Origin of the sequence: Pedobacter sp. 22163, from assembly GCF_052045595.1 — a bacterium.
Classification (GTDB): domain Bacteria; phylum Bacteroidota; class Bacteroidia; order Sphingobacteriales; family Sphingobacteriaceae; genus Pedobacter.
This window is the reverse complement of the sequence record NZ_JBQEPM010000001.1, coordinates 213,681-239,612: the sequence shown is the minus strand read 5'-3', so window position 1 is coordinate 239,612 and position 25,932 is coordinate 213,681. Positions and strand designations below refer to the sequence as shown.

Below are 25,932 nucleotides of genomic sequence, written 5' to 3'. Positions count from 1 at the left end.
GAATTAATATTTGAGGTTTGTGTGTGCGTTAGGCTTGTTTTTTTACCGTCTGAGACATCTTATAACAATTAAGTTAATATTAGTGATGACTCCGCCATAACTAAATTCTTTCAAGCACCATTTTTATCGCTTGCGCTACAATTTTGTTTGGCTCCTTGCTAAATTCGAAATTTACTCGACTGGCTAAAATGGCATTTACTGAAATTGCGTTGTGACCTAACACTTTGGCTAATGCATAAATCCCTGCAGTTTCCATTTCCAGATTGGTAATGCGGTGCTGATTGCTTTTAAAGCTATTAATCAAGCCAATAAAATCGGGAACAGCATTTTTAGCACGTACAATTCTACCCTGTGGAGCATAAAAGCCAGGCGCTGTAATGGTTATGCCTTTCGCCATGTCTTTTCCAATCGTATTCAATAATGTTTCACTCGCTGCCATTAAATATGGATTGATATTTTTAAGATGCCCAAAATGTGCTTTGATATCATCCATTAAAATCTGTTCATCACCAGATAATTTTTGAAGGTAATAATTCATTAAGGCATCCATTCCTAAACCGTAAGAAGAAGCTAAAATTGTTCCCATCGGAATATCCGGTTGAACAGCGCCAGAGGTGCCCACCCTGATAATATTTAATGAAGTAAGCTCTTTTTTAATTTCACGGGCTTCAAAATCAACATTAACCAGTGCATCTAACTCATTAAAAACAATATCAATGTTATCCGTACCAATACCTGTGGAGAGTACAGTAATGCGCTTTTTGCCCAAATAACCAGTATGGGTGATAAATTCGCGTTTACCTTTTTTAAATTCTATTTTGTCAAAATATTTGCTTACCTCGGCAACGCGGTCGGGATCGCCAACGGTAATTACAGTATCAGCAATATCGCCGGGTAAAAGGTTTAAGTGGTATATGCTGCCATCAGGATTGATGATTAAGTCGCTTTCGGATATTTTCATATTTGGTTTATCTTGCCCGTTGATTTCAATGATTCACTCAGATTTGTCTGTGTTCACCCTTTTAATTCGTGGTTATTAAACAGTTTGCAGGTATTTTAACTTAACACCTTCAATTTTATCAAATTTACTTAAAACCTGATTGAGTTGTGCTTTTCTGACTTCAAATTTCAATATACAATTGGTATCAAACTGTTGCGCCAAAATCTGTAAGTTCTCCTCTTTGCTCAACTTCATTACATCGTTCATTTGCAGGTATTCGAAATGCGCTTCGTAAACATCATTAACGGTTTTGCTGATAACCGAAGCTGCTTTAATTGCCTCAACACTAGCCGTTTTGTATGCATTAATTAAACCTGGAACACCCAGCAAGGTTCCACCGAAATAACGTACAACAACGATTAGAATATTAGTCAGGTCTTCCGATAATAAACAGTTCAGAATTGGCCTGCCTGCGGTGCCTGAAGGTTCGCCATCATCATTCATTCGATAAACAGATCGATCTGGTGTTAAACGATATGCATAACAAAAATGATTGGCCTTAACATGTTCTGCGCGAAGTTTGGTGATAACCGGCTTTAATTCTACTTCACTACGGATAGGATAGGCGTATGCAATAAATTTGCTCCCTTTATCTCGAAAGATACCCTCTGAGGCACTTTCGATGGTTTTATAAGAATCATCGAACAGCATTTTGCGATAGTGTAATGAAAATAATGGCAGCAATAGCGAAGATGATGCCTGCATAATTTAACTTGCTCAGCTTTTCTTTAAAAGCAATAACACCAATTAAGGTGCCTACTATGATTACACCTAAATTCATCGCTGCAAAAACGGTAGATGGATTTTCCGCCAGCGCTTTATGAGCTTTCATGTAAAAAAGGATATTCCCAAAATTGAAGAAGCCTAAAATAAATCCGCAAAGCACATTTACCAGTTGTATTTTTATTTTGCCAGCCATTACCATCGAAATTACAATAAGCAATGAAACCATAAATGAGAGGCAAAAAACAGTAAAAAGCGAAGTGGTATAAGGCAATTCTTTATATAATGCAATTTGTTTAAAAAGTACGTCGATTACCCCAAAACCGACGAAAACCATAATGGGGTAGAGCAGGCTTCCTTTGTTGCCTTCTTGCTGATCAGATTTTCTAAGAAAAGTTAAAAAAATAGCCACAAAACCAATCGCCAGGCCAATAATTTTCAGGTTATTAAAATCTTCTTTAAAAATAAAGTAAGCCGCCAGTATCGGGATAAATAGCGATAAACGTTGTGCGATATCGGTTTTAACAATGCCAAGGTTTTTTACCGATGCAGCAAGGAATAAAAATATCGACGGCAATAGAATAGCCAAAGCAATATAAATAGGCCATGGTGCGGTAGCAGTGATCAGTTTAACATCGGGCTTAAAAAAAAGAAAACATAAGCTTAATGCAGTAAAATAATTAATAGTAACGGCTTGAATAATACTGATTTGGTACCGTTTTGCAAGCTTTAATAAAACAGCTACGGTAACACTACAGCAAATGCTTAAAATAATGTAGATCATTTATTTGATGTCGTTTAGATAGATAGAGAGTTTGTCATTTCCGATTTGTATTGTTTCCTGCAGATTTCCATTAATGTTTGGAGAAGAAACCCCATCACTCCAGCTGGCAGATGAAGTAAAAATACGTGCTTCATCCCATAGGTTGGTATTTAAAAATTGATTTAAAATATTGGCTCCGCCTTCAATAATTACCGATTGCATATCCATCAGGTAAAGTTGAAAGGCGATTTTTTGCGCTAAATAAAAGTGCATATCTTCCATCTGGATATAATGGATATTGTCAATCACGTCAGTTTTAACCTCATTAAAGATAATGGTTTTGGCTGCTGCATTGAAGATATGGTTCGTTATTGGTACCTGAAGATTTTTGTCGATTACCAAACGGATAGGGTTTTTGCCTGTCCATTCACGAGCGGTTAATTGCGGATTATCCATGATGGCAGTTTGTTTGCCGATCAGGATTGCATCTTCTTCGCTACGCCATTGATGCGCCAAACGTTTGGCCAAAGCGCCGCTGATCCATTTCTGGTGACCATCCTTTGTCGCGAAATAACCATTTGCGGTTTCGGCCCATTTTAAAATGATGTAAGGCCTTTGTTTTTGTATCCTGGTAAAAAATCTTCTATTGAAATAGCGGCATTCATCATCCAAAATTCCACTGACCACTTTAATCCCTGCATTTCTGAGTTTTTCGATACCTTTGCCATCAACACCAGAAAAAGGATCTCTATTGCCAATCACTACTTTCTTTAGCTGGTGTTTTACCAATAAATCAGCACAGGGAGGCGTTTTGCCAAAATGCGCACATGGCTCCAGGTTAACGTAAGCAGTAGCCTGTTTCAAGAGCGTTTCAGCCTCATCGCCGTATTTATCAAAAACAGCTTTAACGGCATTGGGTTCGGCGTGCGATTTTCCATATTCCTGATGATATCCTTCTCCAATAATTTTGCCATCTACAACGATAACACAACCAACCATTGGGTTCGGACTAACATTCCCTAAAGCTAAGGCTGCTAAGTCAAGACAGCGTTTTATATAAAATTCGTCGCTCATTAGGGCAAAAGTAGTAAAAAAAGAGTCATGGACTTATCAAAAGAGAGCCGTTATCATCCCAATTAAGTAATTTTGTAAATATGAAGATAGGAGAATTAGCAGCGCATTACGAACTCGAACTTGAGCCTTTATACGATAGTAATGAAGCAAAAGCATTATTTAGTATTGCTGCCGAGCAAGTTTTGGCTTTATCTTCAGCTAAATTGATTATGCAAAAAGATATTGATCTCAGCTTTATCAATATGCAGAAACTTTTGAGCATCCTCAACGATTTGCAGATTGGAAAACCCATTCAGCATATTTTGGAAGAAGCCCATTTTTACGGTGCTGTGTTTAAAGTTAACGAACAAGTGCTTATCCCGAGGCCAGAAACAGAAGAACTGGTAGATTGGATCATTTCAGATAACAGTTCGCAATTTTCAGTTAATATTGACCATAAAATCAGTATTCTTGATATTGGAACCGGCTCTGGATGCATTCCCATCACACTAAAAAAACATTTGTCAAAAGCTGAAGTAGCTACATTGGATGTTTCTGCTAATGCCATCGCTGTAGCCAAAGAAAATGCTGAACAGATCAATGTGAAGATCAAATTTATTGAGGCAGATATTTTGACTTTCAAATCTGAAGAAAAGTTTGATACTATCGTAAGTAATCCGCCTTATATCAGAGATTTAGAGAAAGCAGATATGCATAGTAACGTGTTGGTATACGAACCACATTTAGCATTATTTGTTCGTGATGAAAACCCCTTAATATTTTATAAAGCTATTGCTGATTTTGCAAGAACAAACTTAAAACCCAACGGGCAACTTTATTTCGAAATCAACGAATATTTAGGTAACGCAACGATTGAAATGTTAGCTGCTAAAGGGTTTATTGACATTGAGTTAAGGAAAGACATGCAAGGTAAAGACAGGATGATTAAAGCTGGAAGTCCGATGTCCGATGTCGGGAGTCAGATGTGATGAAGTAATAGTATGGATTTCCCCTATATGTCCTCCTGAACTTGTTTCAGGACCTATAATTAAAGTTGCTTTAGTTTTTCTGCTCTTCAATTAAGCCCTCGGATGAAACTGCGTAATTACCTCTCTTAAATAATCTCTATCAATGTGCGTATAAATTTCTGTAGTGGTAATGCTAGAATGGCCTAACATTTCCTGTACAGCACGCAAATCGGCACCGCCTTCAATTAAATGCGTTGCGAAGGAATGTCTCAATGTATGCGGACTAATCGTTTTCTTTAATCCGGTAGATATAGCCAGGCTCTTAATCAGGTTAAAAATTGAAATACGCGAAAGTTTAGCGCCAAAACGGTTTAAAAAGATGAAATCTTCATAACCTTTTTTAATATTAGCATGCACACGTACTTCGTTGATGTAAATATCGAGCAGTTTTAAGGCTACGCTTCCAATGGGAACTAAACGTTCTTTATTTCCTTTTCCAATTACTTTTATAAATTCGATCTGTGGGAACAGATTTGAGATCCTTAATTCAGTTAATTCAGTTACACGCAAGCCGCAGCCATATAACACTTCCATAATGGCCTTATTGCGCATGCCATCAGGCTTTGAAGCATCTATGGCAGAAATAAGTTCGTTAATCTCGTAAATGTTCAATGTATCGGGTAATTTTCTGCTGAGTTTTGGCGCCTCAAGCAATGCCGTAGGATCATTTAAAATTACATCTTCCAGCATTAAATAGGCAAAGAAAGCTTTTAATCCTGATATTACCCTGGCCTGTGTACTGGCTTGCATGCCCAATTCATTCAGCCAAGAGATAAATGATTTTAGATCACTTATGTTGATGTCAGTTAGTTTGGGTTCTTCATTTAAAGATTGAAAATACTGGATCAATTTATCAATATCGCTCAGATAGGCATCAACAGAATTACCGGATAAGGAGCGCTCTAGCTTTAAATACGATTTAAATCCTTTAATATATGATGGCCAAAGCATGCTTTTATTTGAGATTTTTTATAACATTGCAACGTTACAACATTTTTAACATTACCAATCATGAAAATTCAAATTATTAACGGTCCAAATTTAAATCTCTTAGGCGTCCGTGAACCATCTATTTACGGAAGCACCAGTATTGAAGACTATATCAAAGAATTAAAAGCGGTTTATCCGGATATCGAAATTGAATACTATCAGAGTAATGTTGAGGGCGAAATTATTAATAAATTGCATGAAGTTGGTTTTAGTTATGATGGGGTAGTGCTTAATGCTGGCGGTTATACCCATACTTCTGTTGCCATTGCTGATGCAATTGCAGCTATTAAAGCTCCTGTGGTTGAGGTACACATATCTAATATTTATGCCCGCGAAGAATATCGTCATGTCTCTTTAACCGGTAAAAACTGTCAAGGTGTTTTAACCGGATTTGGTATGAATGGTTATCGTTTGGCTATTGAAAGTTTGCTGATTTAATCTACTCATATTACTTCTGTCAGATGGCAACATCTGACAGCACGCCAATAAAAGTTCAAAAAAATTAGCCGTCATTCCCGTGCAGACGGGAACTTAAAGCGCATGTAATACGATTCCCAATAAGTTGGAAATGATGATTCGCGATTTTACCTCAAATTCGAAAAATATTTAATTTTCTTAATAAAAAACGCCCAAACAACGCTGTTGTTATATACTCCGGTATGTTGGCTATATGATTTTTGAACGGCCTTCCGCTTTTTGTTCGTTTTTGAAAGCGATTTAAGAAAATGCCAATGGCCTTTGGTTACTGCCATTGTAAATTTAGGTTTCCCGGTTAGCAAAAAGTGCCACCATGCAATAAAATCAATAAACATCCTAATTGTTATTCGGAAAATGGCATCACTGGCAGGAAGGTTTTTCTGCATAATGATGAGGTTGTTTCTGAAATTGAGATAAGTTTTAAAAGGATTCTCCGTTTGCAAAGTTCCACCGCCTACATGGTAAACTTCGGCGTCCGGACAGTACATTATTTTATAATTCAGGTTCTTTAAACGCCAGCACAGATCTATCTCCTCCATATGAGCAAAAAGATCGGCATCTAAACCGCCCGCTTCTTGCCAGCATTTACTTTTAATAAAAAATGCAGCTCCACTGGCCCAAAAAACTTCTGCTTTATCATTGTACTGACCATTATCTAGCTCATAGACATTAAATAGCCTGCCTCGACAGAAAGGGAAAGAATAGATATCAAGATACCCCCCAGCAGCGCCTGCATATTCAAACTGTTCTTTATTTAACTGCCATTTAATTTTAGGTTGTGCTGCCGCAATCTGTGACTCGCTTTCCATTAAATCAATTACCGGCTTTATCCAGTTAGGGGTTACCTCTACATCCGAATTGAGCAGGATAAAATAATCGGCCTCAACACGTTCTAAAACCTTGTTATAGCCACCAGCAAAACCGTAATTCTGGTCGTTCTGGATAATTTTAACGCTAGGAAAGTTTTCTTGTAAAAACAAAACTGAATCATCGGTTGAAGCATTATCGCCCACAACAATTTGCAGATTATTATATTCAGAAAGCAAAATTCCAGGTAAAAATTGCTTTAAATATGCTTTTCCATTCCAGTTTAAAATTACAACGGCTACTGATGGGTTCATTCTTTTATTCGGGTTTAAATTTCCAGCGTTTATGGCTCCAAAGCCAGTATTGAGGCTGTTCTTTAATAATATTTTCTAAAAACTTAAAATGCAAATTCGTAATCGCAAACTCATCCATTTTAGCCGGATCGAGGCACATCGGCAAAACTTCTACATGATAATAACCTTTTTTTACTACACTGACTTTAAAATAGTATATCGGTCTTTTAGTAGATTTTGCTATTTTTTCTACGCCCAAAAGCGCAGCAGTTTGTTGGTGTAAAAAATCTACAAAGTATTTGGTTTCTTCTCTTGTAGGAGATTGATCGCTGGCAAAACACAAAAGTGTAGGTTCATTTTTATAAGTAGCCATACCGCGTAAAGTTTGTCGCATGGCAATGAAAACATTACCATATTTTGTACGCATACAATCAAACCAGGTTTCAAAAATTTTATTTTTGATGGGTTTAAAAATCACCATGGTTTTGGCAGAAATACTAAGTCCTAAAGCTAAAGTGCCCAATTCCCAGTTACCATAATGGCCTGTACAAGCCAATATACTTTCTCCTGCCGCAAAATGGGCTTCGAGCTGCTCCAGTCCTGTAAACTTTACCCTTTTTAGTGTTTCAGCTTTTGAAATGCTGCTCATTTTAATAATTTCGAAAATAAGTTCGGCCAAATAGAGGAAGAATTTTTTCTCAATAGCCTTAATTTCTACTGGAGATTTTTCGGGAAAAGAGTGAGTTAAATTCTGTCTGACAACTTTTTTTCTATAGCCTATTACGTAATAAAGCAGATAATATAGTAATCTTGCAAAAAAAAAGAGCAAAGATAAAGGCAGCAGCGATAACAGGTATAAAAAAAATACGCCAACGTGCGCAATCCCTCTTTTAATCATTATTTTTAAAACGTTTCAACTACAAACATAAATTTTCAAATGCAGAATACAGCTATACTTCCATTATTTTATCTTCCACCAGTAGGCTATTTTAGTTTATTACAAAAGCTGGAGGTAGATTTTTTAATCGAAAAACATGAACATTTAGCGAAGCAAACTTACCGCAACAGGGCCAGTATTTATTCTCCAAACGGAAAACTCGATATTACCGTTCCTGTGGTTAAAGGTTCAAAAACACACACGCAAATGAAAGATGTGCGGATTAGTTATGACTTTAAATGGCAACGTTTACATTGGTTGAGCTTAGAAAGTTGCTATAGAAGTTCGGCCTATTTTGAGTTTTATGAAGATGAACTTTCACGGTTTTATAATCAAAAATTTGAATTTCTTTTCGATTATAACCTCGAATTGGTAGAATGGCTCTCCAAAAAGTTGAAGCTCAATAAAAGCTTCGAAGTTACCACCGAATATTTTGATGATATTGCTCCTGAGCTGGATTTTCGTACCATTATGAATCCTAAAAAGGAGGACGATATTGTAAAAAATAAGCCATATTATCAGGTCTTTGAAGATAGACATCAATTTTTGTCCAACTTAAGCATTGTTGATTTGTTGTTTAACCAGGGTCCACAAGCCCGACTATATTTATAAAGTATGGGAAAAAACAAGCCGCGTAACCGCCATAAGCACTATAAAGTTCCAGCCCCAGGTACCAGTCCGGGTTTATACACTATTGATGAAGATGCATTAAAGCCAATTATTGTACTTCATATTTATAACGATAAAAGTTATAAAAAAGTGGAATTGGAGAATATCAATAATATTGATAAACTAATTGAAAATAAAGATTTCTGCTATTGGTTTGACATTAAAGGATTAGCAGATCCTAATATATTCGAAACACTTTATTCAAAATTAGGTATCAGCAGGCTTGTATTAGAAGATATTACCAGTTCTTACCAGCGCCCCAAGCTGGATGAATATGATAATGATAAGTACATTTTTGCAGTGAGCAGGCATCTGTTTTTAAATGAAGAGAATGTTTTAAATAATGATCAGGTTTCTTTTATCCTGTCTGAACGAACATTGATTACCTTTCAGGAAACTTATGCCGATTGTTTTGAGCCCGTAAGAAAACGTTTGGAAATAGGGAAGGGAAACATTCGTATAGGTGGCATTAGCTACCTGATGTATGCCATTATGGATGTGATAGTGGATAATTATTTTTCCTTATTAAATTTTTGGGGCGAAGAGCTGGACGCTATTGAAGACCGTTTATATGATCATCCTGACAGGAGAATCATGTACGATACACAGGCGATTAAAAGGTCGCTAATCATGATCCGAAAAGTAGCCTGGCCGGAGCGGGATAAACTGAATGATATTATCCGTACCGATAGTCCATTAATATCAGATCTCACCAAAACCTACATGAAGGATGCCTATGATCATTGTATCCAGATCATTGATTTTATCGAGTCATTAAAAGAGATCGCTTCAGCCAATATTGATATGAATTTATCCATTATCAGCAACCGGATGAACGAAATCATGAAGGTTTTGACCATCATTTCATCCATATTTATTCCATTAACCTTTATTGCAGGTATTTACGGGATGAACTTTAGTAGGGAAGACCCAGCAACCGGAAAGATATTAAAAGATAATATGCCCGAATTATACGCCGAACATGGTTATTTGTACACTTGGATTGTAATGGCTGTGATTGCGATTTTGCAGGTAATTTACTTTTGGCGTAAAGGTTGGTTTAAATAGTATTTTGTATCTATACCAAATATTGGTATATTTAAGCTAAATAAATAAAGTTATGGGACGAAATACATCAATACTGCTAGGCGATCATTTCGATAATTTTATCAGCGAAAAAATCGCCTCCGGGAAATTTAGTTCTGCCAGTGAGGTAATTAGAACAAGTTTAAGGCTGTTAGAGGAAGAAGAGAAGCAAATCGAATTGCTGCGTGAAGCGCTAAAAATAGGAGAGGAAAGTGGGTTCGTAAAAAAATTCGACCCTGCAAAGCATTTACAGGAGTTGCACCGCAAGCATTTATAATGGTTACCTACCGTATTAGTGAACTTGCGCAGATAGATCTGGAAGATATTTGGTTATATACATTTAAGAATTGGTCTAAAGATCAAGCAGATAGATATTACGGTTTATTACTTAGTGAATGTGAATATATATCAAACCATTTTGAACATGGAAAGATAATGGATCATGTATTAAAGGGGTATAGGTGTTCGGCGGTTAAATCGCATCTAATATTCTATAAGCTGGGAGCGGATGGCTTAGTGGAAATAATCAGAATATTACATCAAATGACTAACATTAAAAGTCACTTATTGTAAAAATCAATTTTTAATATTTGTAGCTTTAGGGCGTTTTTGGTTAGGTTATAGATGCAGTCATTCGAAATAGATAAAAGCGACGTACTCAAGGTTAAAAATGCAATTTTAGCTGGTGATGAAACTTTAAAAGTAGTTTTAGAGGAGTATCATGCCTCAGAAATCGCGATTTTGTTTGAGCGTTTAGATAAATCTGAACAGCGGCACATTATCAACCTGCTTCCCGCAGAAATAGCTTCTGAGATTATTTCTGAGATGGATGAAGAATCCCATCCGGAAGATTTACTTTTTGAGCTCCATCCCGATAAACGTACTGAGATTGTTGAAGAACTGGATTACGATGATGCGACCGACATCATTTCCCAACTGGAGGATCATGAGCAGAAAGAGATTTTAGAAGACCTTACCGAAGATCACGCTTCAGAAATCCGCAACCTTTTAACTTACGACGAAAAAACTGCGGGTGGTTTGATGAATACGGAGCTGATCTGTGTAAACATCAACCTTACTAAAAAAGACGCAATCGACGAGATCATCCGGCAGAGTGAAGAAATGGAGGAGTTTTACACCATTTATGTAGTGGATGATGAGGAGATTTTTAAAGGTATTGTTTCGTTAAAAGACATTATTAAAGCAAAACACAACGCCAAAATAACCGAATTGGTTAAAGTAGATGCAGTTTATGTACATCCCGATACAGATCAGGAAGAGGTGGCGAACCTAATTTCACAATATAACTTAACCAGTATTCCAGTTATTGATGATCACCAGAAACTACTAGGTAGGGTAACATTCGATGATGTAATCGATGTAATGGAGGCCGAAAGTACCGAAGATATCTTGAAAATTTCGGGGGTATCAGAAGATGAAGAATTGAGCGGTAACTGGGTAGAAGCGGTAAAATCGCGTTTGCCATGGTTAATTATCAACCTCGGAACTGCTTTTTTAGCTTCATCTGTTGTGCGTTATTTTGATCCAACCATTAAGTTAATTCCTTCCTTAGCGGCCTACATGACCATTATTGCTGGGATGGGTGGAAATGCAGCTACCCAGGCACTTGCCGTAACCGTAAGGCGTATTTCACTTTACGACTTGACTGATAAACAGGCTTATCGTACCGTTTTAAAAGAATTTACCGTAGGTTTAATAAATGGTGCATCCAATGGATTAATCGTATTTATTTTTGCTTACTTTTTTGATGGAAACCCAATGCTTGGGTTGGTTATCTTCCTGGCTATGACGGGCAACCTGGTAATTGCAGGTATCACAGGCGCTGGTATTCCATTAATTTTAAAACGGGTAGGCATCGATCCTGCCATTGCATCATCTATAATTATTACTACTTTTACCGACGTTTTTGGTTTCCTATTAATTTTAGGATTGGCCAGCAAACTTTTACTATAATCAGGATTTACTTGATTTTAGGATTTCAAGATTTAAAGCTTGCAAAACTAAATTGAGCGCCTGTTAATTTAACTTAGACTACAAACTTTAAATCTATAAAATCTGATCCCGATGCAAAAAACAAGACACGATTGGACAAAAGAAGAAATATACGAAATTTATAACAGACCATTTTTAGATCTGGTTTACGAAGCTGCAAGCATCCACAGAGAAAATAAAGATTACAATGAAGTTCAGGTAAGTTCATTAATCTCGATCAAAACCGGAGGTTGTGCCGAAGACTGTTCATATTGCCCACAGGCAGCCCGCTACCATACCGAATTAGAAGTTCAGCCATTGATGCAGGTTAGCCAGGTAGTTAGCGCCGCAGTTAAGGCAAAAGAGGGTGGTGCATCACGTTTATGTATGGGAGCAGCATGGCGCGAAGTACGCGATAACCGCGATTTTGACCGTGTGATTGAAATGGTGAAGGCTGTAAATGATATGGATATGGAAGTTTGCTGTACTTTAGGCATGCTTACCGAAAACCAGGCACAACGTTTGGCTGATGCTGGTTTATATGCATATAACCACAACATCGATACTTCTGAAGATGATTACAAACGTATTATTTCGACCAGAACTTATGATGATCGCTTAAATACTATAAAAAATGTGCGTAAAGCTAAATTAACGGTATGTAGCGGTGGTATTATCGGTTTAGGTGAAACAGTGGAAGACCGTGTTTCAATGTTGCAGACTTTATCAAACATGGAAAAACATCCTGAATCAGTTCCCGTTAATGCTTTAGTACCCGTAAAAGGTACTCCTTTAGAAAATCAGCCACGTGTTCCAATCTGGGATATGGTAAGAATGATTGCTACAGCACGAATCGTAATGCCAAATTCTGTGGTGCGTTTATCAGCTGGTAGAAACGAAATGAGCACGTTAGAACAGGCTTTTTGCTTCATGGCAGGTGCAAGTTCTATTTTCGCAGGCGATAAATTATTAACTACGCCAAATCCTGCATTTGTTGATGATATGGCCATGTTTGAATTGTTGGGACTAAAAACCCGCGACGCCTTTAAAAATGGCAGACCAGCAAATACAAAGATTGAACAGGAAGCTGTTTAATCAAAAAATATAAACTGATATCTTTGTGTCAGTTATTTCCAACAGACACAAAGATAGATTCAACTCATAAGTACTGTAAATGAAAAAGTCCCGACTAAAATCGGGACTTTTTGTTTTAGGGTAACTTCGGTGTTGGATGTGTGTGGTGTCAGATATTTCTATCTGACACTAAGTTGAATTCTATTTTAATAGTTAGATGGTAACATCTGACTTCACTTACACAGCCGTTACCCTTACCTCAATATTTCCTCTGGTTGCTTTAGAATACGGACATGCCCTATGCGCTTTATCAGCCAAGGCCTGTGCTTCCTCATGCGAAATCCCTGGAATGTGTACATCTAAGTCTGCGGAAAGAACAAATGCATTACCATCTTTATTAAAAGAAACCAATACTTTCACATTTGCTTCACTAATATCAACACCTTCTCGCTCCGCTACACCACCTAAGGCTCCCAAATAACATGGCCCCCAGGCAGCAGCAAACAATTCTTCTGGGTTTGTGGCACCTCCTTGTCCGCCAAGTTCTTTTGGTTTTCTTAAATCAAAATCTAAAATTCCGTCACTCGATTTAATGTGCCCGTCTCGTCCTCCAGTAGCTGTAACTTCAGCCGTATATAGCTTTTCCATAATGTTTTCTTAATATGGATACTTAACAATTTTTAGTGGCCTTTGTTTTACTACGAGGTATTTGATAGTTTAAATCTTAAACTAATACAACATGATTACTTGCGTAACAAAATTCGACCTAAATCTTGATTTTCACTGATAGCTTATAAATATCGTAAGCTACCTTCTGGATAAGGTCGAATTGCTCGGGAACCAAATCTTCTCCTTTTTTAATGGCTAAACCGTTATCATTTAGCCTGATTAACGGTACATTCTCAATTGTGCTGGCGCCTTTTTCCAGATTTTCAATAGACGTATCCAATAAATAATTGGTATTGTTGGCAATAGGCTTCAAGGAATCGAAACTTTCGAAGATAAATTGATGTTCCTTATTGTAGAGCGAAAGTGTTGCAACATAAGAAGACAATAAATGGCTGAGCGCTGTAAACTGATGTACTTCTTTAATAAACAACTGTTTGCTTTTTGGTTCAGAAAACATTCTTTGAAACAGGGAAGCCAAGTTTGCCGTACTTACATAAACTTCTTTCCGGGCCAGTTTATATTCCGTTCTATTGTAATTTTTCTCAAAATACAATTTAATCACCTGTCCATAATAAGCCTTATTAGCCCTTAAAATATCGAGCATGGCCTCTTTGAGTTTTTCATGCTCCCAAGTTGGGAATAAGGAATAACTGGCCAATAGCGCAATACCAGAGCCTATAAAAGTATCATAAATCCTTTCGCGTGCCAGCGCTATCGATCCCATACCCAGAAAATCAAATAGGATTAAGATATATGGCGTCATAAAGAGCACGCTCACTACGTAATTTTTCCTTTGGAAACTATAACAGCCAATCATGCAGATTAATAGGATCACAAATAAAGTATTGCGATCGTGGATATAAGTAATCACTCCCATTCCAATGAACGCCCCAATCGTGGTGCCGATTAAACGTTGATAATTACGTTCTTTGGTTAAACTAAATCCCGGTTTCGAAATTACCAGAATGGTGAGGAGAATCCAGTAGCTATGTGAGAAATTGAGAATCTGCGCTACGATAAAACCCAAAAGCATCACCACAGTAACCCGTAACGAATGCCTGAAAGTAGAAGAAGTATAGGTCAAATTCTCTGTAAACAGTTTAAAATCGAATTTTTGCCTGGTGATAAATTTCTCTGTATCTACCTCAGCTTGTCTAATATCTTTGCTGTTTCTGATTTTAAAATAACTGAAAATAGTTTTAACCCTTGATAGTATATTTTCGATGTTCACCTCAATATTTTTCAGGGCAATTATGCCTAAGGTATTGTATTCCTGATTTTGATTGTTCTTTTCCAGGTCGTTGATTTTGATCTTTAACCTTTCAATCTCAATCAATAAACGTTTTGAAACAACAGGTATTCCACCACTTTTTAAGGCAAAAGCAATATCATCGAGGGAGTAAGAGATCCGCTTAATGGCCATTTCATAATCTGATAATATACCTGCTTTATCAAACTGATCGTGCAAATGCTGGTAATTATAATAGGTAGACATTACCTGCTCGAACAGATCGACCATATCTACAAATACCAATAACAAAAATCTGCCTTCAGGAGTGGAATCCCTTACAATTTCGCGGGTTCTAAAAAGTAATTCTCTTACCGCATCCTGTTTTTCATGAACAGAAACCTGAAGCTGCAACAGATCTGAATAGGTTTTATCGTAATTGTTATTTTGATGATAGAACTTGGCTTTTTCGCGTAGAAACTCTGCAACTTCCAGGATAGAATCGCTTAACGATTGCTGCACCAAACGGAAGGGGCGTAAGCGGTACACAAAATAACTTAAGCCAGTATACCAAAGGCTACCTATCAGGATCATAACCGCATGTAGCAATACTTCTTGCCATGGGCGTACATCATCAATACTTAATACCATAATCAGCAAAACCGCGGTACCAACCGATGCAGCTCTAATACCATAGATGTAAAACATCGAAAATACAAAACTGGATACAGCCAATAAAAAGCCGATAAAATAATGGTTCTTGTTGGTTAACCCCGTTATGATAGAGAAGGTAAAGATGAGCGCAGTAGTAATCAGCATTGCATTTCTTCGGTGCACCATTGGCCCCGGACTATCTACCACACTTACACATAAAGCGCCTAATGATAAAGTCATGCCATATTTTAACATGCCAAATTGGGCAAGAATTAAAGAGGGGAGCAGTACACCTATGGTGATGCGGAGACCGTCGGCAAAATACGTACTCAATAAAAAGTCTTGTATATTTCTAATGGGTTGCCTAATCTGCATGATACAAAAATAACATAATAGCGAAGTTTTTTGTTGCGATTAAAATTAAGTTTTTTGCTTTTTTTAAACTTTTAAGCAGAAAATAGATAATGGATTGATTAACAAAATATTACGAATTGTTTATAAGTGTGATTTTTAGAAATGTTAATAAACTAAGCGAAGCTTACAAAAAGCGCTCAAAAACGATATTTTTAGAATATTAAGTTGTTGATAACCAGCAAATTTAAGTGGATAACTTTGTTTGTAAAAACACTCATTTTTCTCTTGACAAATATGTGTTTTCCTACTAAATTAGATCATATCAAATACGAAGTACTTTGAATTCTGATAAAACAATCCAAAAGAGATAAAGAACCGAAAGGGGAATTGTTTCGGAGTGTTTACAGGGAAAACGATTAATTTCTGAAAGGGTTAAACCGAGTAAGGATATATATAACCATCGTAAGATTGGATCATAAGAAAATCGCACAGGCCCAAACAGAGATTATTGAAAACTAGGAAGTTTACGGACGGAAGAGTTGGAAATAAATTTTCACGAATCGCAAAAGTTGCAAAACCTAACGATAACGGAAAAATCAAAGTAACAAGAATTAGATGCTTTAAAATGCGACTACGGTTGTTTTTAAAGTTAAAACGGGGAACTGAATCGAAAGAAGAAGGACCCCGTTTTTATTTTGCCTAAAATTTTGATCTTTCGATCAAAAAAAAGAATAACGAATCTTTCCGCATATTATCCCTAAAATATTAAATTTACCAAATGGCCAAAAAAGGTAAGTCAATCTCCAATCCGTCAAAAAAGATATTCGTTTTAGATACCTCGGTTATTTTATACGATCATGATGCGATAAATAACTTTCATGAGCACGATGTAGCCATTCCCATTCAGGTTTTAGAAGAGCTAGATAATTTTAAAAGCGGTAACGATACGCGGAATTTTGAGGCCAGAAGTTTTATCCGCCTTATTGATGAGACTTCAAAACAAAAACTCATCAGCGATTGGATTTCGTTAAAAAGTCCTGATTCAGGGAAATTTAAGGTAGTTTTAAATGAAAAGCCTTTAACCATAAATGCAGAAGAAGTGTATGGAAAAGGAAAAACAGACCATAAAATTTTAAACGCAGCATTAAGTTTAAAAGAAGAATACCCCGATAAAAAAGTAGTACTGGTATCAAAAGACATCTGCTTGAGGTTAAAAGCAAAAGCTTTGGATTTAAATGCAGAAGATTACGAAACTGGTAAAATTAAAAACGTAGATGAGCTTTACGCCGGAAAGACCGAACTAATAGATTTTCCGATTGAGATTATCGAGGAAGTAAAAAAACAGCCGTTTATTGATGCGGGTGAAGTAGAACTGCCGCCTAAAAATGCCAATCACTTTTATATTTTAAAGAATAAGAGAAAAACAGCAAATGTATTCTATAACAATAGTTTAAAAACAATTTCAGCAGTTTCTACCGATCCTATATTTAAAATCAAACCTAAAAATATTGAACAGGCATTTGCCATTCATGCGCTTTTGGATCCTGAAATTAAGCTGGTGAGCATACAAGGGAATGCTGGAACAGGTAAAACACTATTGGCTTTGGCAAGCGCGCTAGAACAGCGTAAAAACTTTAGACAGATTTATGTTACACGACCGATTGTTTCCCTGAGCAATAAAGACATCGGTTTCTTGCCGGGCGATGCAAAATCGAAAACTGATCCTTTTATGGCGCCCATTTGGGATAATCTGCGGTTTATTAAAGAGCAGTTTATCGGCGATGATAAAATGTCGGAAAAGATCGATGAACTGATTGTAACCGAAAAAATAGCGATTGCGCCATTGGCTTTTATCCGGGGAAGAACCCTCACCAAAATTTTCTTTATTATTGATGAGGCACAAAATCTAACACCCCATGAGGTAAAAACGATAATTTCGAGGGCAGGCGAACATACCAAAATTGTTTTTACCGGCGATATTTATCAAATTGATACCCCTTATCTCGATTCGGAAAGTAATGGGCTTTCATACTTGATTGAAAATGCCAAGAACCATCCGCTTTACGCGCACATTACCTTACATAAAGGCGAGAGGAGCGAGTTGGCTAATTTAGCAAATGAGTTGCTTTAGGCGTTCTAATGATATTTCTTCAAGCTCCTCAAACAGATAAACAATCCGATTAAAGTTAACACCGCGCTCAATATAAAGGGTGCACCTGGAAAATAAACCGGAGCCTTGCCTTCGATAAAATAAGCAAATATATGTGTCATTACCCAAGGGGCAAATATGGCAGCTAAACTTTGCAGACCCGTTAAAACGCCCTGCATTTCGCCTTGTGCATTCGAAGGTACTTGATTTGAAATCAAGCCCTGCATGGCCGGTCCGCAGATTCCGGCTAAACCATAAGGAAGCATAAAAGCAAACATCATCCAGCCCTTGCTTGCAAAAGCAAAAGCTATGAAGCCTATGATGTATAAAATGAGACCAAAGTAAACCGCTTTCTTTTCTCCGATTTTGGGAAGGATCACCCTTATTAAACCACCTTGAACAAGGCCCACAACCAAACCCACAAAACCTAACGAATAGCCTACCCATGCAGCATCCCATTTAAATTTCTCCATGGTATAAAATGTCCAGTTGGATTGAACTGCGTGACTGGCAAAATACAATAAGAATAAAGTAGCCATTAAGCCCAATAGCGCGGGGTATTTGCCAATGCTTAACAAGGACCCGATTGGATTTGCCCTTTTCCAGTCAAAAGCCCTGCGTTTTTCAACTGGTAAAGATTCTGGCAGTATAAAATAACCGTAAAGCCAGTTAATTAAAGATAAACCTGCAGCAATCATAAAAGGAACCCGGGTACCAAAATGGCTGAAAACTCCACCTAAAACCGGACCTAAGATAAATCCAACACCAAATGCCGCACCAACCAGGCCGAAGTTTTGCGCTCTTTTTTCTGGAGGCGAAACATCAGCGATATATGCCTGTGCGGTTGTAAAACTTGCACCTGTTATTCCTGCAATAATTCTTCCCACAAATAACCAAACGATAGAAGGGGCGAAAGCTAAAAAGATGTAATCGATGCCTAAACCAAACAAAGAGCTTAATAATACCGGTCTTCGTCCGTAGCGATCGCTCATTGCTCCGATAATTGGCGAAAATATAAATTGTACTGATGCATATGCAAGGGTGAGCCAGCCGCCATATTCTGCAGCTAAACCAAAGCCGCCACCAGTGAAATCCTGAATAAGTTTTGGTAAAACCGGAATGATCAGCCCAAAACCTGTAAAATCGATCAGGAGGGTAACCATAATAAAACTCATTGCAGATTTCTTTCCGTTTGCCATTATATGTAATTTGAAACGCAAAAGTATCAGAATTAGTTAAGATTGTAAATTTTAGTTCTCTACGAACGTGATAGGTTTCAAAAACCTACCAGGTTTAAAATCATTATAAAAAATAAAAGCCCTTAAACTGGGCTCCAATGAATTAAAAATACAGCGATGCTTCAAAACCTATAACTAAGGTCAAAACTTTTCCACAATGCCTTAATTCGGCTAAATTTTGTTAAATTCGCAAGGTTATAGTAATACCCTTTTTAATATCGTTTTAAGTAGCGAGAATAATAATTTATGGCAGAAGATTTAGAAAATCAGCAGAACGACAAAATCATTCAAATTAATATAGAGGAGCAGATGAAATCGGCCTACATTGATTACTCAATGTCGGTAATCGTATCGAGGGCTTTGCCTGATGTACGTGATGGATTGAAACCGGTACACCGCCGTGTTTTATATGGCATGCTCGATCTTGGTGTAACCAGTAATAAACCACATAAAAAATCTGCCCGTATTGTAGGGGAGGTTTTAGGTAAGTATCACCCACATGGTGATGCATCTGTATATTTCACCATGGTTCGTATGGCTCAGGATTGGAGCTTACGTTATCCAATGGTTGATGGACAAGGAAACTTTGGTCACATTGATGGTGACTCTCCGGCAGCAATGCGTTATACTGAGGCACGTTTTTCTAAAATAGCTGAAGAAATGCTTGCCGATATCAATAAAGATACTGTAGATTTTCAGTTAAACTTTGATGATACCTTACAAGAACCAACTGTTTTACCTGCAAAAATCCCTAACTTATTGGTTAACGGATCTTCTGGTATTGCGGTAGGTATGGCCACCAATATGGCACCTCACAACTTAACCGAGGTAATTGATGGTGTGGTAAGCTATATCGACAATAGAGATATTACGATCGAGGAATTGATGAAGTTTGTAAAAGCTCCGGATTTCCCTACCGGTGGTATTATTTATGGTTATACGGGTGTAAAAGAAGCTTTCGAAACAGGTCGTGGTCGTATTGTAATGCGTGCAAAAGCCGAGATAGAGAGTATTAAAGACCGCGAGGTAATTATTGTAACCGAAATTCCTTACCAGGTTAACAAAGCACAGATGATTGAGCGTACTGCTGAATTGGTTGGCGAGAAAAAACTTGAAGGTATTTCCAACATTAAAGACGAATCTAACAAAGATGGTATCCGCATCGTTTACGAAATTAAACGTGATGCAAATGCTTCTATCGTTTTAAACAACTTATATAAGTATACCGCACTACAAACTTCTTTCAGTGTAAATAACATTGCATTGGTAAAAGGCCGTCCACAAATGTTAAATCTTAAGGATTTGATTGTGCATTTTGTGGATCACCGCCATGATGTGATTGTTCGCCGTACCCGTTACGAATTGGCAGAAGCCGAAAAACGCGCACACATTTTAGAAGGTTATTTAATTGCTTTAGATCATTTAGATGAAGTAATTAAATTAATCCGTGCTTCCGAAACCCCTGAAGATGCCCGTTTAGGCTTGATGGAAAAATTCGGACTGAGCGATATTCAGGCACGTGCAATTTTGGATATGACGCTTCGTCGTTTAACAGGACTAGAGCGTGATAAGATCAAAGAAGAGTATGCAGAGTTAATGAAAACCATCGAGCATTTAAAATCTATCTTAGCAGATGAAGGTTTGCGTATGCAGATCATCAAAGATGAGTTAGCAGAAATCCGTCAGAAATTTGGTGATGAACGTAGAACAACTATAGTTCACTCTGCCGAAGATATGAGCATGGAAGATTTCATCGATGATGAAGAAGTGGTAATCACCATCTCTCACGAAGGTTATGTAAAACGTACTCCGGCAACCGAATTTAGAGCGCAGGGTAGAGGCGGAAAAGGATCTAAAGGCAGTACCTCAAGAAATGAAGATTTTATTGAGCACATGCTAGTGGCTACCAACCATAACTATATGCTGTTCTTTACCGAAGCTGGAAGATGTTTTTGGTTGAGGGTTTATGAAATTCCTGAAGGCTCAAGAACCAGTAAAGGAAGAGCGATCCAGAATATTATCAATATCCCGAAAGAGGAAAAAATTAAAGCCTACATTAAGGTTAAAAACCTGAAAGATCAGGAATATTTAGAGAACAATTTCATCATTATGTGTACTAAAAAAGGTACCATTAAGAAAACTTCTCTTGAAGCCTATTCACGTCCACGTGTAAATGGTATCAATGCCATCAACATTAACGATGGTGATGTATTACTTGAAGCTTGTTTAACTAACGGACAAAGCGAAATTGTGATGGCATTGCGTTCTGGTAGAGCAATCCGTTTCAACGAAAGTACAGTTCGTCCGATGGGTAGAACAGCTACCGGCGTACGTGGTGTTAGGCTTGCGCACGATCAAGATGAAGTTGTTGGCATGATTGCTGTAAACAATCCTGAAGTTACGGTGTTAGTAGTGTCAGAAAAAGGATACGGTAAACGTACAGATATTGAGGATTACCGTGTAACTAACCGTGGTGGTAAAGGGGTAAAAACAATTAATGTTACTGAAAAAACGGGACAATTAGTTTCTATAAAAGACGTTACAGATAGCGAAGATTTGATGATCATTAACCGTTCAGGTATTGTAATCAGAATTCCGGTATCAGCATTAAGGGTAATGGGCCGTGCCACACAAGGGGTTCGTTTGATCTCATTAAAAGGTGATGACGAAATTGCATCTGTTACTAAAATTGATCACGAAGAAGATGAAGAAGAAACAGTAGATTTAGCAGATGTTGTAGTTACAGATGGTGAAGAAGTAGAAGCAGATACTACTCCCGAGGCAGATGATACTGAAGAAGAAGGCGAATCGGATAACGAAACGGAAGAAGAAAATTAACTAAAAATAAGATTAGAATAAAAATTATGAAAAGAGTATTTCTAAGTATAGTTCTAGCAGGTGCGGTAAGCTCTGCATTTGCTCAGAAAAGTGAAATAACCGCGGCAAAAAACGACTGGGGTTTATTCCAGCTAACTTCTTCAAGTGCATCAACGCCGTTGGCGAAAAAGCTTGAAGCGCTAGCTAAAGGCTTGGCCCATACCGATAAAGCAATTGCTGATGAAAAATCTAAAGTAATGCCTGAAGCATGGTCGTACCGAGCTTTATTTGCTTCTTCTGCAGCTATTCTGGATTCAACGAGTACTGCAAATGCCGATGCAAACTTAAAAATTGCTCAGGATGCGGTTGTTGAAGCCAAGAAATTGGATACAAAAGGGAGCGAAAAAGATAATATTAATTTAGCTGAAACCAATATCAGCAATGCGGTTAGAAATGGTGGTGTAATCGCTTATAATAAAAAAGATTACAAAACTGCTTACTCAAAATTCGTGGCAGCAACAGTAATCAATCCAAACGATACCGCCATGTATCTAAACGCGGGTATTGCGGCCAGACTTAGTGAGGATTATCCAAACATGATTAGCCAATTCAAAAAAGTAATTTCTTTAAATTCTCCACAGTCTAAAGATTTATATTCTGAGATTATCACAACCACATTGGCTAAACAAAAAGATACTACAGCTGCTTTAGCCATTATTAAAGAAGCTTCTGCTAAATTCCCTGAAAATACCGACTGGATTAAAACTGAAACCCAGATTTATATTGATAGGGGTGATGCTGCCAAATCTGAGCAAATGTTAGTTGCTTTAGCTACAAAAGAACCAAACAACCCTAACTATCAGGTTTTGTTGGGCAACATTTATTTCAGTCAGGCTTTAAAATTACAGGCCGATAGAAATAAAATCGATCCTAAAAAAGTGAAAGAATTTAACGAAGTAACAGGTAAAATGAATGCGCTGTTAGATAAATCTCTTCCTTTTTACAAAAAAGCACTTGAGGTTGATGCCAAAAATCAAGGCGCATTAGAAACCTTGAAAACGATCTATGCGTTTAGAAATGATACTAAAAATTATGATGATATCAAGAAACGTTTAGACGCATTGCCTAAACAATAATTTATTGATCGATCCAAAAAAAGAGCTCCGAAATTTCGGAGCTCTTTTTTTTATGTTTATTTTTATCGTTTATTACGGTTTTACCACATTCTTTATATTATGCAGAATTGCCTTAAAATATCATTAACCGCTTTAATTTTCGTTTCTTTTAATGCTGTAGCGCAAAAAAGTCAAATTCTTATCGCCAGAAATGCTGTTGGTAAACTACAAGCTTCAATTGCCAATAAGGAAGATGAAAAGAAACAGTTATCGATTATTACAGAAGGCTTAAAATCAATAGAATCAGCTGAGAAAGATAATAAAACTAAAAACTGGAGTGAAACCTGGTCTATTAAATCTTATCTTACTTCTTTCGCTTCATTAATTGATACAGATCCCAATAATGCGAATAAATTTTATGATTCAGCTGTTGAAGCTGTAGCCAAAGCCAAATCTTTAGATCGTTATGATGATAATGGTGGCCTTATTAAAGCCTCTAATCATAATATCCTCATCAAAAAACAGGAAAAAGGTAATGAAGCTTTTTTTAATAACGATTTTAAAGAAGCATTTGCTGATTTGAAAGAAGTATGTGATAATTTTCCTGCAGATACCACATTGGCATTAAATACAGCAATTTGCGCATTAAATATTCAGTCTTACGATGAATCTTTAACCTATTTTAAACGTGCAAAAGAGAACGGAATTAGAAATCCATCGGTTTTTCAGAAAATGGCGCAGATGTATGTAGTGAAGTCAGAAAATGAAACCGCTATTAAAACTTTAGAGGATGGACTTGTGCTTAATCCGTTCAATCGCTTTTTAACAAACGATTATATCAATCTGTTACTTGATACCGAGAATTATAGTAAAGCTCAGGGATTAATCGAAAACAATTTAAAAGTTGAGAAAGGAAATAAGCTGCTTTATTTTCTTTATGGTTATCTGCAGCAGGTTGGAGGAAATAACGCTACCGCAATTTTGGCCTATGATAAAGCTTTGTCTACAGATCAAAATTATTTTGATGCATTGTACCAATTGAGTTTGGCTTACATCAATACAGCCAACGAAACCCTGAGCAAAAATGATGCTGATAAAACTGAAAAATATAAAGGCCTGATCAATCGTGCGCAGTTCGCTTTGCAGCGCGCAAATGAAATTAACCCAAACGATAAAAAAACTGTACAGTTGCTGATCGATATCTACACTAAAAAGGGAGTAACGAACAAAGTACAAGAGCTTAACCGTAAACTTCAAGAGCTATAATTTATTGGGTAATTCGTGAGAATAGTATTGTAATATAAGGATCAACTTAACATAATATTAATTATAAGACAAATATAGAAAAATGATTATCTATGTTTGCTTGCCTTCACTATTTGTTTGGAACGCCATATTTTATATCATATTCAAGTGTAGTTCTTAAGTGCTCAAGTAGTTTAATATCTACTGGCTCAATGGAATTCAGAATACTGTGTTCGCGCATAAATGCTGTTAAAATATCATTAATGTCTTTTACCACAGTTGCATCTTTATATTGAATCTCAACATCGTAGCTTACAAATGAGGTTATTGGTTGACCAGAGTTAGATATGGCACCTTGAAGTTGACAGGTTTTAAATAATGTATATAGATTTGCATCTTGAGTAATAAAATACATCATAATTAAAAATTTGCTCATTCAATTTGGCAGTCTCAATAAATGGAGTATCGAATGTATATGTGATTTTATTTACAAAATCTTGATATTTGGACACATTTAGTTTATTCAGACTTTCTTTACATAACTCCATTGAGCCAAATTTTGGAGAAACTTCAATATTATATTGCTGGCAAAAAAGTATCAATATTTCTACATTTGTTTTTGATTGTGGCTGTGCCTGCTTGTTTTCAAAATAACTAACTATGTCTAAACATAGATTGGCATCCAAATAGAAAAGGATTGAAGAGTTTTGATTTTCAGTCCATTGTCGTTGAATTGTATCTGAAAGTACGGATTCACCATTATGAGTGAGTATGTAAAATGAATGTAGTACAATCATAAGAATCGATTATTTGATGCAATATAATAAAACAATAATACTTAAGAATTTGTCCTAATAACCATGTACGATCAATATAGCTTCGAAGATGCTACCACTTACCAGATTGAATTAGCCAAACAGTTAAAGTTTCAGTCACTTAACAAAATAGAAACCATTGCTGGTGCAGATATTTCATTTAATAAAAACAGTACAACCATGTACGCTGGAATTGTGATCTTAACTTATCCAGGAATGGTTTTAAAATCATTTGCATTGGAAACTTATGAAACCAGTTTTCCTTATAAAGCAGGCTTTTTAGGTTTTAAAGAAGTTCCGGCATTATTGAAAGTTTGGAAATTGATCCCCAATAAACCTGATGTTGTAGTGCTTGATGGAAACGGAATCTTGCATCCACGCCGTATGGGCGTTGCTTCGCATTTTGGAATTCTCGCGAACCAAGCCACAATTGGCTGCGCAAAAAGTCTTTTACACGGAAAAAATCATCAGCCTCAAAATGTCAAATTTAGTACTGCAGAAATTAAAAATAATGCGGGCGAAATGCTTGGTTTTGCATTGATAACAAAGAGCAATTGCGCACCAGTTTATATTTCTGCCGGACATTTAATTTCGCAAGAAGAAAGTTTAAATATAATTAAAAAATGCCTCGGAAATTATCGTATCCCTGAACCAACACGCCTGGCTCACAACCTGGTAAACGATTTCAGACTTGGAAAAATAAAAGCTGGCTTTCATGAGGTCGCGCCATCTTTAACCTTGTTTTAAGAAGAAAAT

Annotated in this window: 24 protein-coding genes; 13 read left to right on the top strand and 11 right to left on the bottom strand. The window is 36.8% G+C overall.

Going from position 1 to position 25,932, the window contains the following annotated elements; translation table 11 throughout:
- Positions 1-100: 100 nt before the first annotated feature.
- From ACTJKN_RS01045 to ribD, 4 genes are all read right to left on the bottom strand, one after another.
- Positions 101-961: a nucleoside phosphorylase gene (locus tag ACTJKN_RS01045; RefSeq protein ID WP_440821885.1), complete on the bottom strand. Its 861-nt coding sequence runs from the start codon at positions 959-961 to the stop codon at positions 101-103.
- A gap of 75 nt (positions 962-1,036) precedes the next feature.
- Complete coding sequence (locus tag ACTJKN_RS01040) at positions 1,037-1,651, bottom strand: IMPACT family protein (RefSeq protein WP_440821884.1); 615 nt, start codon at positions 1,649-1,651, stop codon at positions 1,037-1,039.
- Entirely contained in the window at positions 1,638-2,507 is an 870-nt protein-coding gene (locus tag ACTJKN_RS01035) for an EamA family transporter (protein ID WP_440821883.1), read from the bottom strand. Before ACTJKN_RS01035 ends, ACTJKN_RS01040 begins: the two co-directional genes overlap by 14 nt.
- A complete protein-coding gene (gene ribD / locus ACTJKN_RS01030; RefSeq protein ID WP_440821882.1) occupies positions 2,508-3,560 on the bottom strand; it encodes a bifunctional diaminohydroxyphosphoribosylaminopyrimidine deaminase/5-amino-6-(5-phosphoribosylamino)uracil reductase RibD in 1,053 nt (350 codons plus the stop codon).
- 80 nt (positions 3,561-3,640) lie between these two features.
- Between ribD and prmC the strand changes: the two genes are divergently transcribed.
- Positions 3,641-4,528 carry a peptide chain release factor N(5)-glutamine methyltransferase gene (prmC, locus tag ACTJKN_RS01025; RefSeq protein ID WP_440821880.1) on the top strand — a complete coding sequence of 296 codons (888 nt, stop codon included), beginning with the start codon at positions 3,641-3,643 and terminating at the stop codon, positions 4,526-4,528.
- 90 nt (positions 4,529-4,618) lie between these two features.
- Here the strand turns inward: prmC and xerD are convergent, their stop codons facing one another.
- Complete coding sequence (gene xerD / locus ACTJKN_RS01020) at positions 4,619-5,518, bottom strand: site-specific tyrosine recombinase XerD (RefSeq protein ID WP_440821878.1); 900 nt, start codon at positions 5,516-5,518, stop codon at positions 4,619-4,621.
- 60 nt (positions 5,519-5,578) lie between these two features.
- Between xerD and aroQ the strand changes: the two genes are divergently transcribed.
- Positions 5,579-5,995: a type II 3-dehydroquinate dehydratase gene (gene aroQ, locus ACTJKN_RS01015; protein ID WP_440821876.1), complete on the top strand. Its 417-nt coding sequence runs from the start codon at positions 5,579-5,581 to the stop codon at positions 5,993-5,995.
- A gap of 146 nt (positions 5,996-6,141) precedes the next feature.
- Here aroQ and ACTJKN_RS01010 read toward each other — a convergent pair whose 3' ends face one another.
- Together ACTJKN_RS01010 and ACTJKN_RS01005 are read right to left on the bottom strand one after the other, a co-directional pair.
- Positions 6,142-7,155 carry a glycosyltransferase family 2 protein gene (locus ACTJKN_RS01010; protein WP_440821874.1) on the bottom strand — a complete coding sequence of 338 codons (1,014 nt, stop codon included), beginning with the start codon at positions 7,153-7,155 and terminating at the stop codon, positions 6,142-6,144.
- Positions 7,156-7,159: 4 nt separating this feature from the next.
- Positions 7,160-8,032 carry a lysophospholipid acyltransferase family protein gene (locus ACTJKN_RS01005; RefSeq protein ID WP_440821872.1) on the bottom strand — a complete coding sequence of 291 codons (873 nt, stop codon included), beginning with the start codon at positions 8,030-8,032 and terminating at the stop codon, positions 7,160-7,162.
- 39 nt (positions 8,033-8,071) lie between these two features.
- Here ACTJKN_RS01005 and ACTJKN_RS01000 point away from each other — a divergent pair, with 39 nt between their 5' ends.
- The 6 genes from ACTJKN_RS01000 to bioB all read left to right on the top strand — a co-directional run bounded on the left by ACTJKN_RS01000 (position 8,072) and on the right by bioB (position 12,913).
- Entirely contained in the window at positions 8,072-8,683 is a 612-nt protein-coding gene (locus ACTJKN_RS01000) for a WbqC family protein (protein ID WP_440821870.1), read from the top strand.
- Positions 8,684-8,686: 3 nt separating this feature from the next.
- Positions 8,687-9,808 (top strand): magnesium/cobalt transporter CorA, encoded by a 1,122-nt coding sequence (corA, locus tag ACTJKN_RS00995; RefSeq protein WP_440821869.1) that lies wholly within the window; start codon positions 8,687-8,689, stop codon positions 9,806-9,808.
- Between the two features lie 52 nt (positions 9,809-9,860).
- Positions 9,861-10,103, top strand: a complete 243-nt coding sequence (locus tag ACTJKN_RS00990; protein ID WP_230141144.1) for a type II toxin-antitoxin system ParD family antitoxin — start codon at positions 9,861-9,863, stop codon at positions 10,101-10,103.
- Positions 10,103-10,399, top strand: coding sequence for a type II toxin-antitoxin system RelE/ParE family toxin (locus ACTJKN_RS00985; protein WP_440821867.1), 297 nt, complete (start codon positions 10,103-10,105; stop codon positions 10,397-10,399). Before ACTJKN_RS00990 ends, ACTJKN_RS00985 begins: the two co-directional genes overlap by 1 nt.
- Positions 10,400-10,450: 51 nt before the next feature.
- Positions 10,451-11,800 (top strand): magnesium transporter, encoded by a 1,350-nt coding sequence (gene mgtE / locus ACTJKN_RS00980; protein ID WP_131032503.1) that lies wholly within the window; start codon positions 10,451-10,453, stop codon positions 11,798-11,800.
- Between the two features lie 111 nt (positions 11,801-11,911).
- Positions 11,912-12,913, top strand: coding sequence for a biotin synthase BioB (gene bioB, locus ACTJKN_RS00975; RefSeq protein ID WP_440821866.1), 1,002 nt, complete (start codon positions 11,912-11,914; stop codon positions 12,911-12,913).
- Between the two features lie 216 nt (positions 12,914-13,129).
- Here the strand turns inward: bioB and ACTJKN_RS00970 are convergent, their stop codons facing one another.
- The gene (locus ACTJKN_RS00970; protein ID WP_108198657.1) at positions 13,130-13,540 is read right to left on the bottom strand and encodes an organic hydroperoxide resistance protein; all 411 of its coding nucleotides are present in this window, start codon (positions 13,538-13,540) and stop codon (positions 13,130-13,132) included.
- 118 nt (positions 13,541-13,658) lie between these two features.
- The gene (locus tag ACTJKN_RS00965) at positions 13,659-15,818 is read right to left on the bottom strand and encodes an FUSC family membrane protein (RefSeq protein ID WP_440821864.1); all 2,160 of its coding nucleotides are present in this window, start codon (positions 15,816-15,818) and stop codon (positions 13,659-13,661) included.
- A gap of 757 nt (positions 15,819-16,575) precedes the next feature.
- On the opposite strand from ACTJKN_RS00965, the gene ACTJKN_RS00960 reads away from it, so the two are divergent.
- Complete coding sequence (locus ACTJKN_RS00960) at positions 16,576-17,928, top strand: PhoH family protein (RefSeq protein WP_131530283.1); 1,353 nt, start codon at positions 16,576-16,578, stop codon at positions 17,926-17,928.
- 5 nt (positions 17,929-17,933) lie between these two features.
- Here ACTJKN_RS00960 and ACTJKN_RS00955 read toward each other — a convergent pair whose 3' ends face one another.
- Positions 17,934-19,145 (bottom strand): TCR/Tet family MFS transporter, encoded by a 1,212-nt coding sequence (locus ACTJKN_RS00955; protein WP_215132331.1) that lies wholly within the window; start codon positions 19,143-19,145, stop codon positions 17,934-17,936.
- A 285-nt stretch (positions 19,146-19,430) separates the two neighbouring features.
- On the opposite strand from ACTJKN_RS00955, the gene gyrA reads away from it, so the two are divergent.
- From gyrA to ACTJKN_RS00940, 3 genes are all read left to right on the top strand, one after another.
- Entirely contained in the window at positions 19,431-22,022 is a 2,592-nt protein-coding gene (gene gyrA, locus ACTJKN_RS00950) for a DNA gyrase subunit A (RefSeq protein ID WP_440821861.1), read from the top strand.
- A 26-nt stretch (positions 22,023-22,048) separates the two neighbouring features.
- Positions 22,049-23,137, top strand: coding sequence for a tetratricopeptide repeat protein (locus tag ACTJKN_RS00945; protein WP_440821859.1), 1,089 nt, complete (start codon positions 22,049-22,051; stop codon positions 23,135-23,137).
- Positions 23,138-23,236: 99 nt separating this feature from the next.
- On the top strand, positions 23,237-24,382 hold the full coding sequence (locus tag ACTJKN_RS00940; RefSeq protein ID WP_440821857.1) for a tetratricopeptide repeat protein: 1,146 nt from the start codon (positions 23,237-23,239) through the stop codon (positions 24,380-24,382).
- A gap of 109 nt (positions 24,383-24,491) precedes the next feature.
- On the opposite strand, the gene ACTJKN_RS00935 is transcribed toward ACTJKN_RS00940, so the two are convergent.
- Entirely contained in the window at positions 24,492-24,797 is a 306-nt protein-coding gene (locus tag ACTJKN_RS00935) for a hypothetical protein (RefSeq protein ID WP_440821856.1), read from the bottom strand.
- Positions 24,798-25,221: 424 nt separating this feature from the next.
- Between ACTJKN_RS00935 and ACTJKN_RS00930 the strand changes: the two genes are divergently transcribed.
- Complete coding sequence (locus ACTJKN_RS00930; protein ID WP_440821854.1) at positions 25,222-25,923, top strand: endonuclease V; 702 nt, start codon at positions 25,222-25,224, stop codon at positions 25,921-25,923.
- The last annotated feature ends 9 nt before the right edge of the window (positions 25,924-25,932 follow it).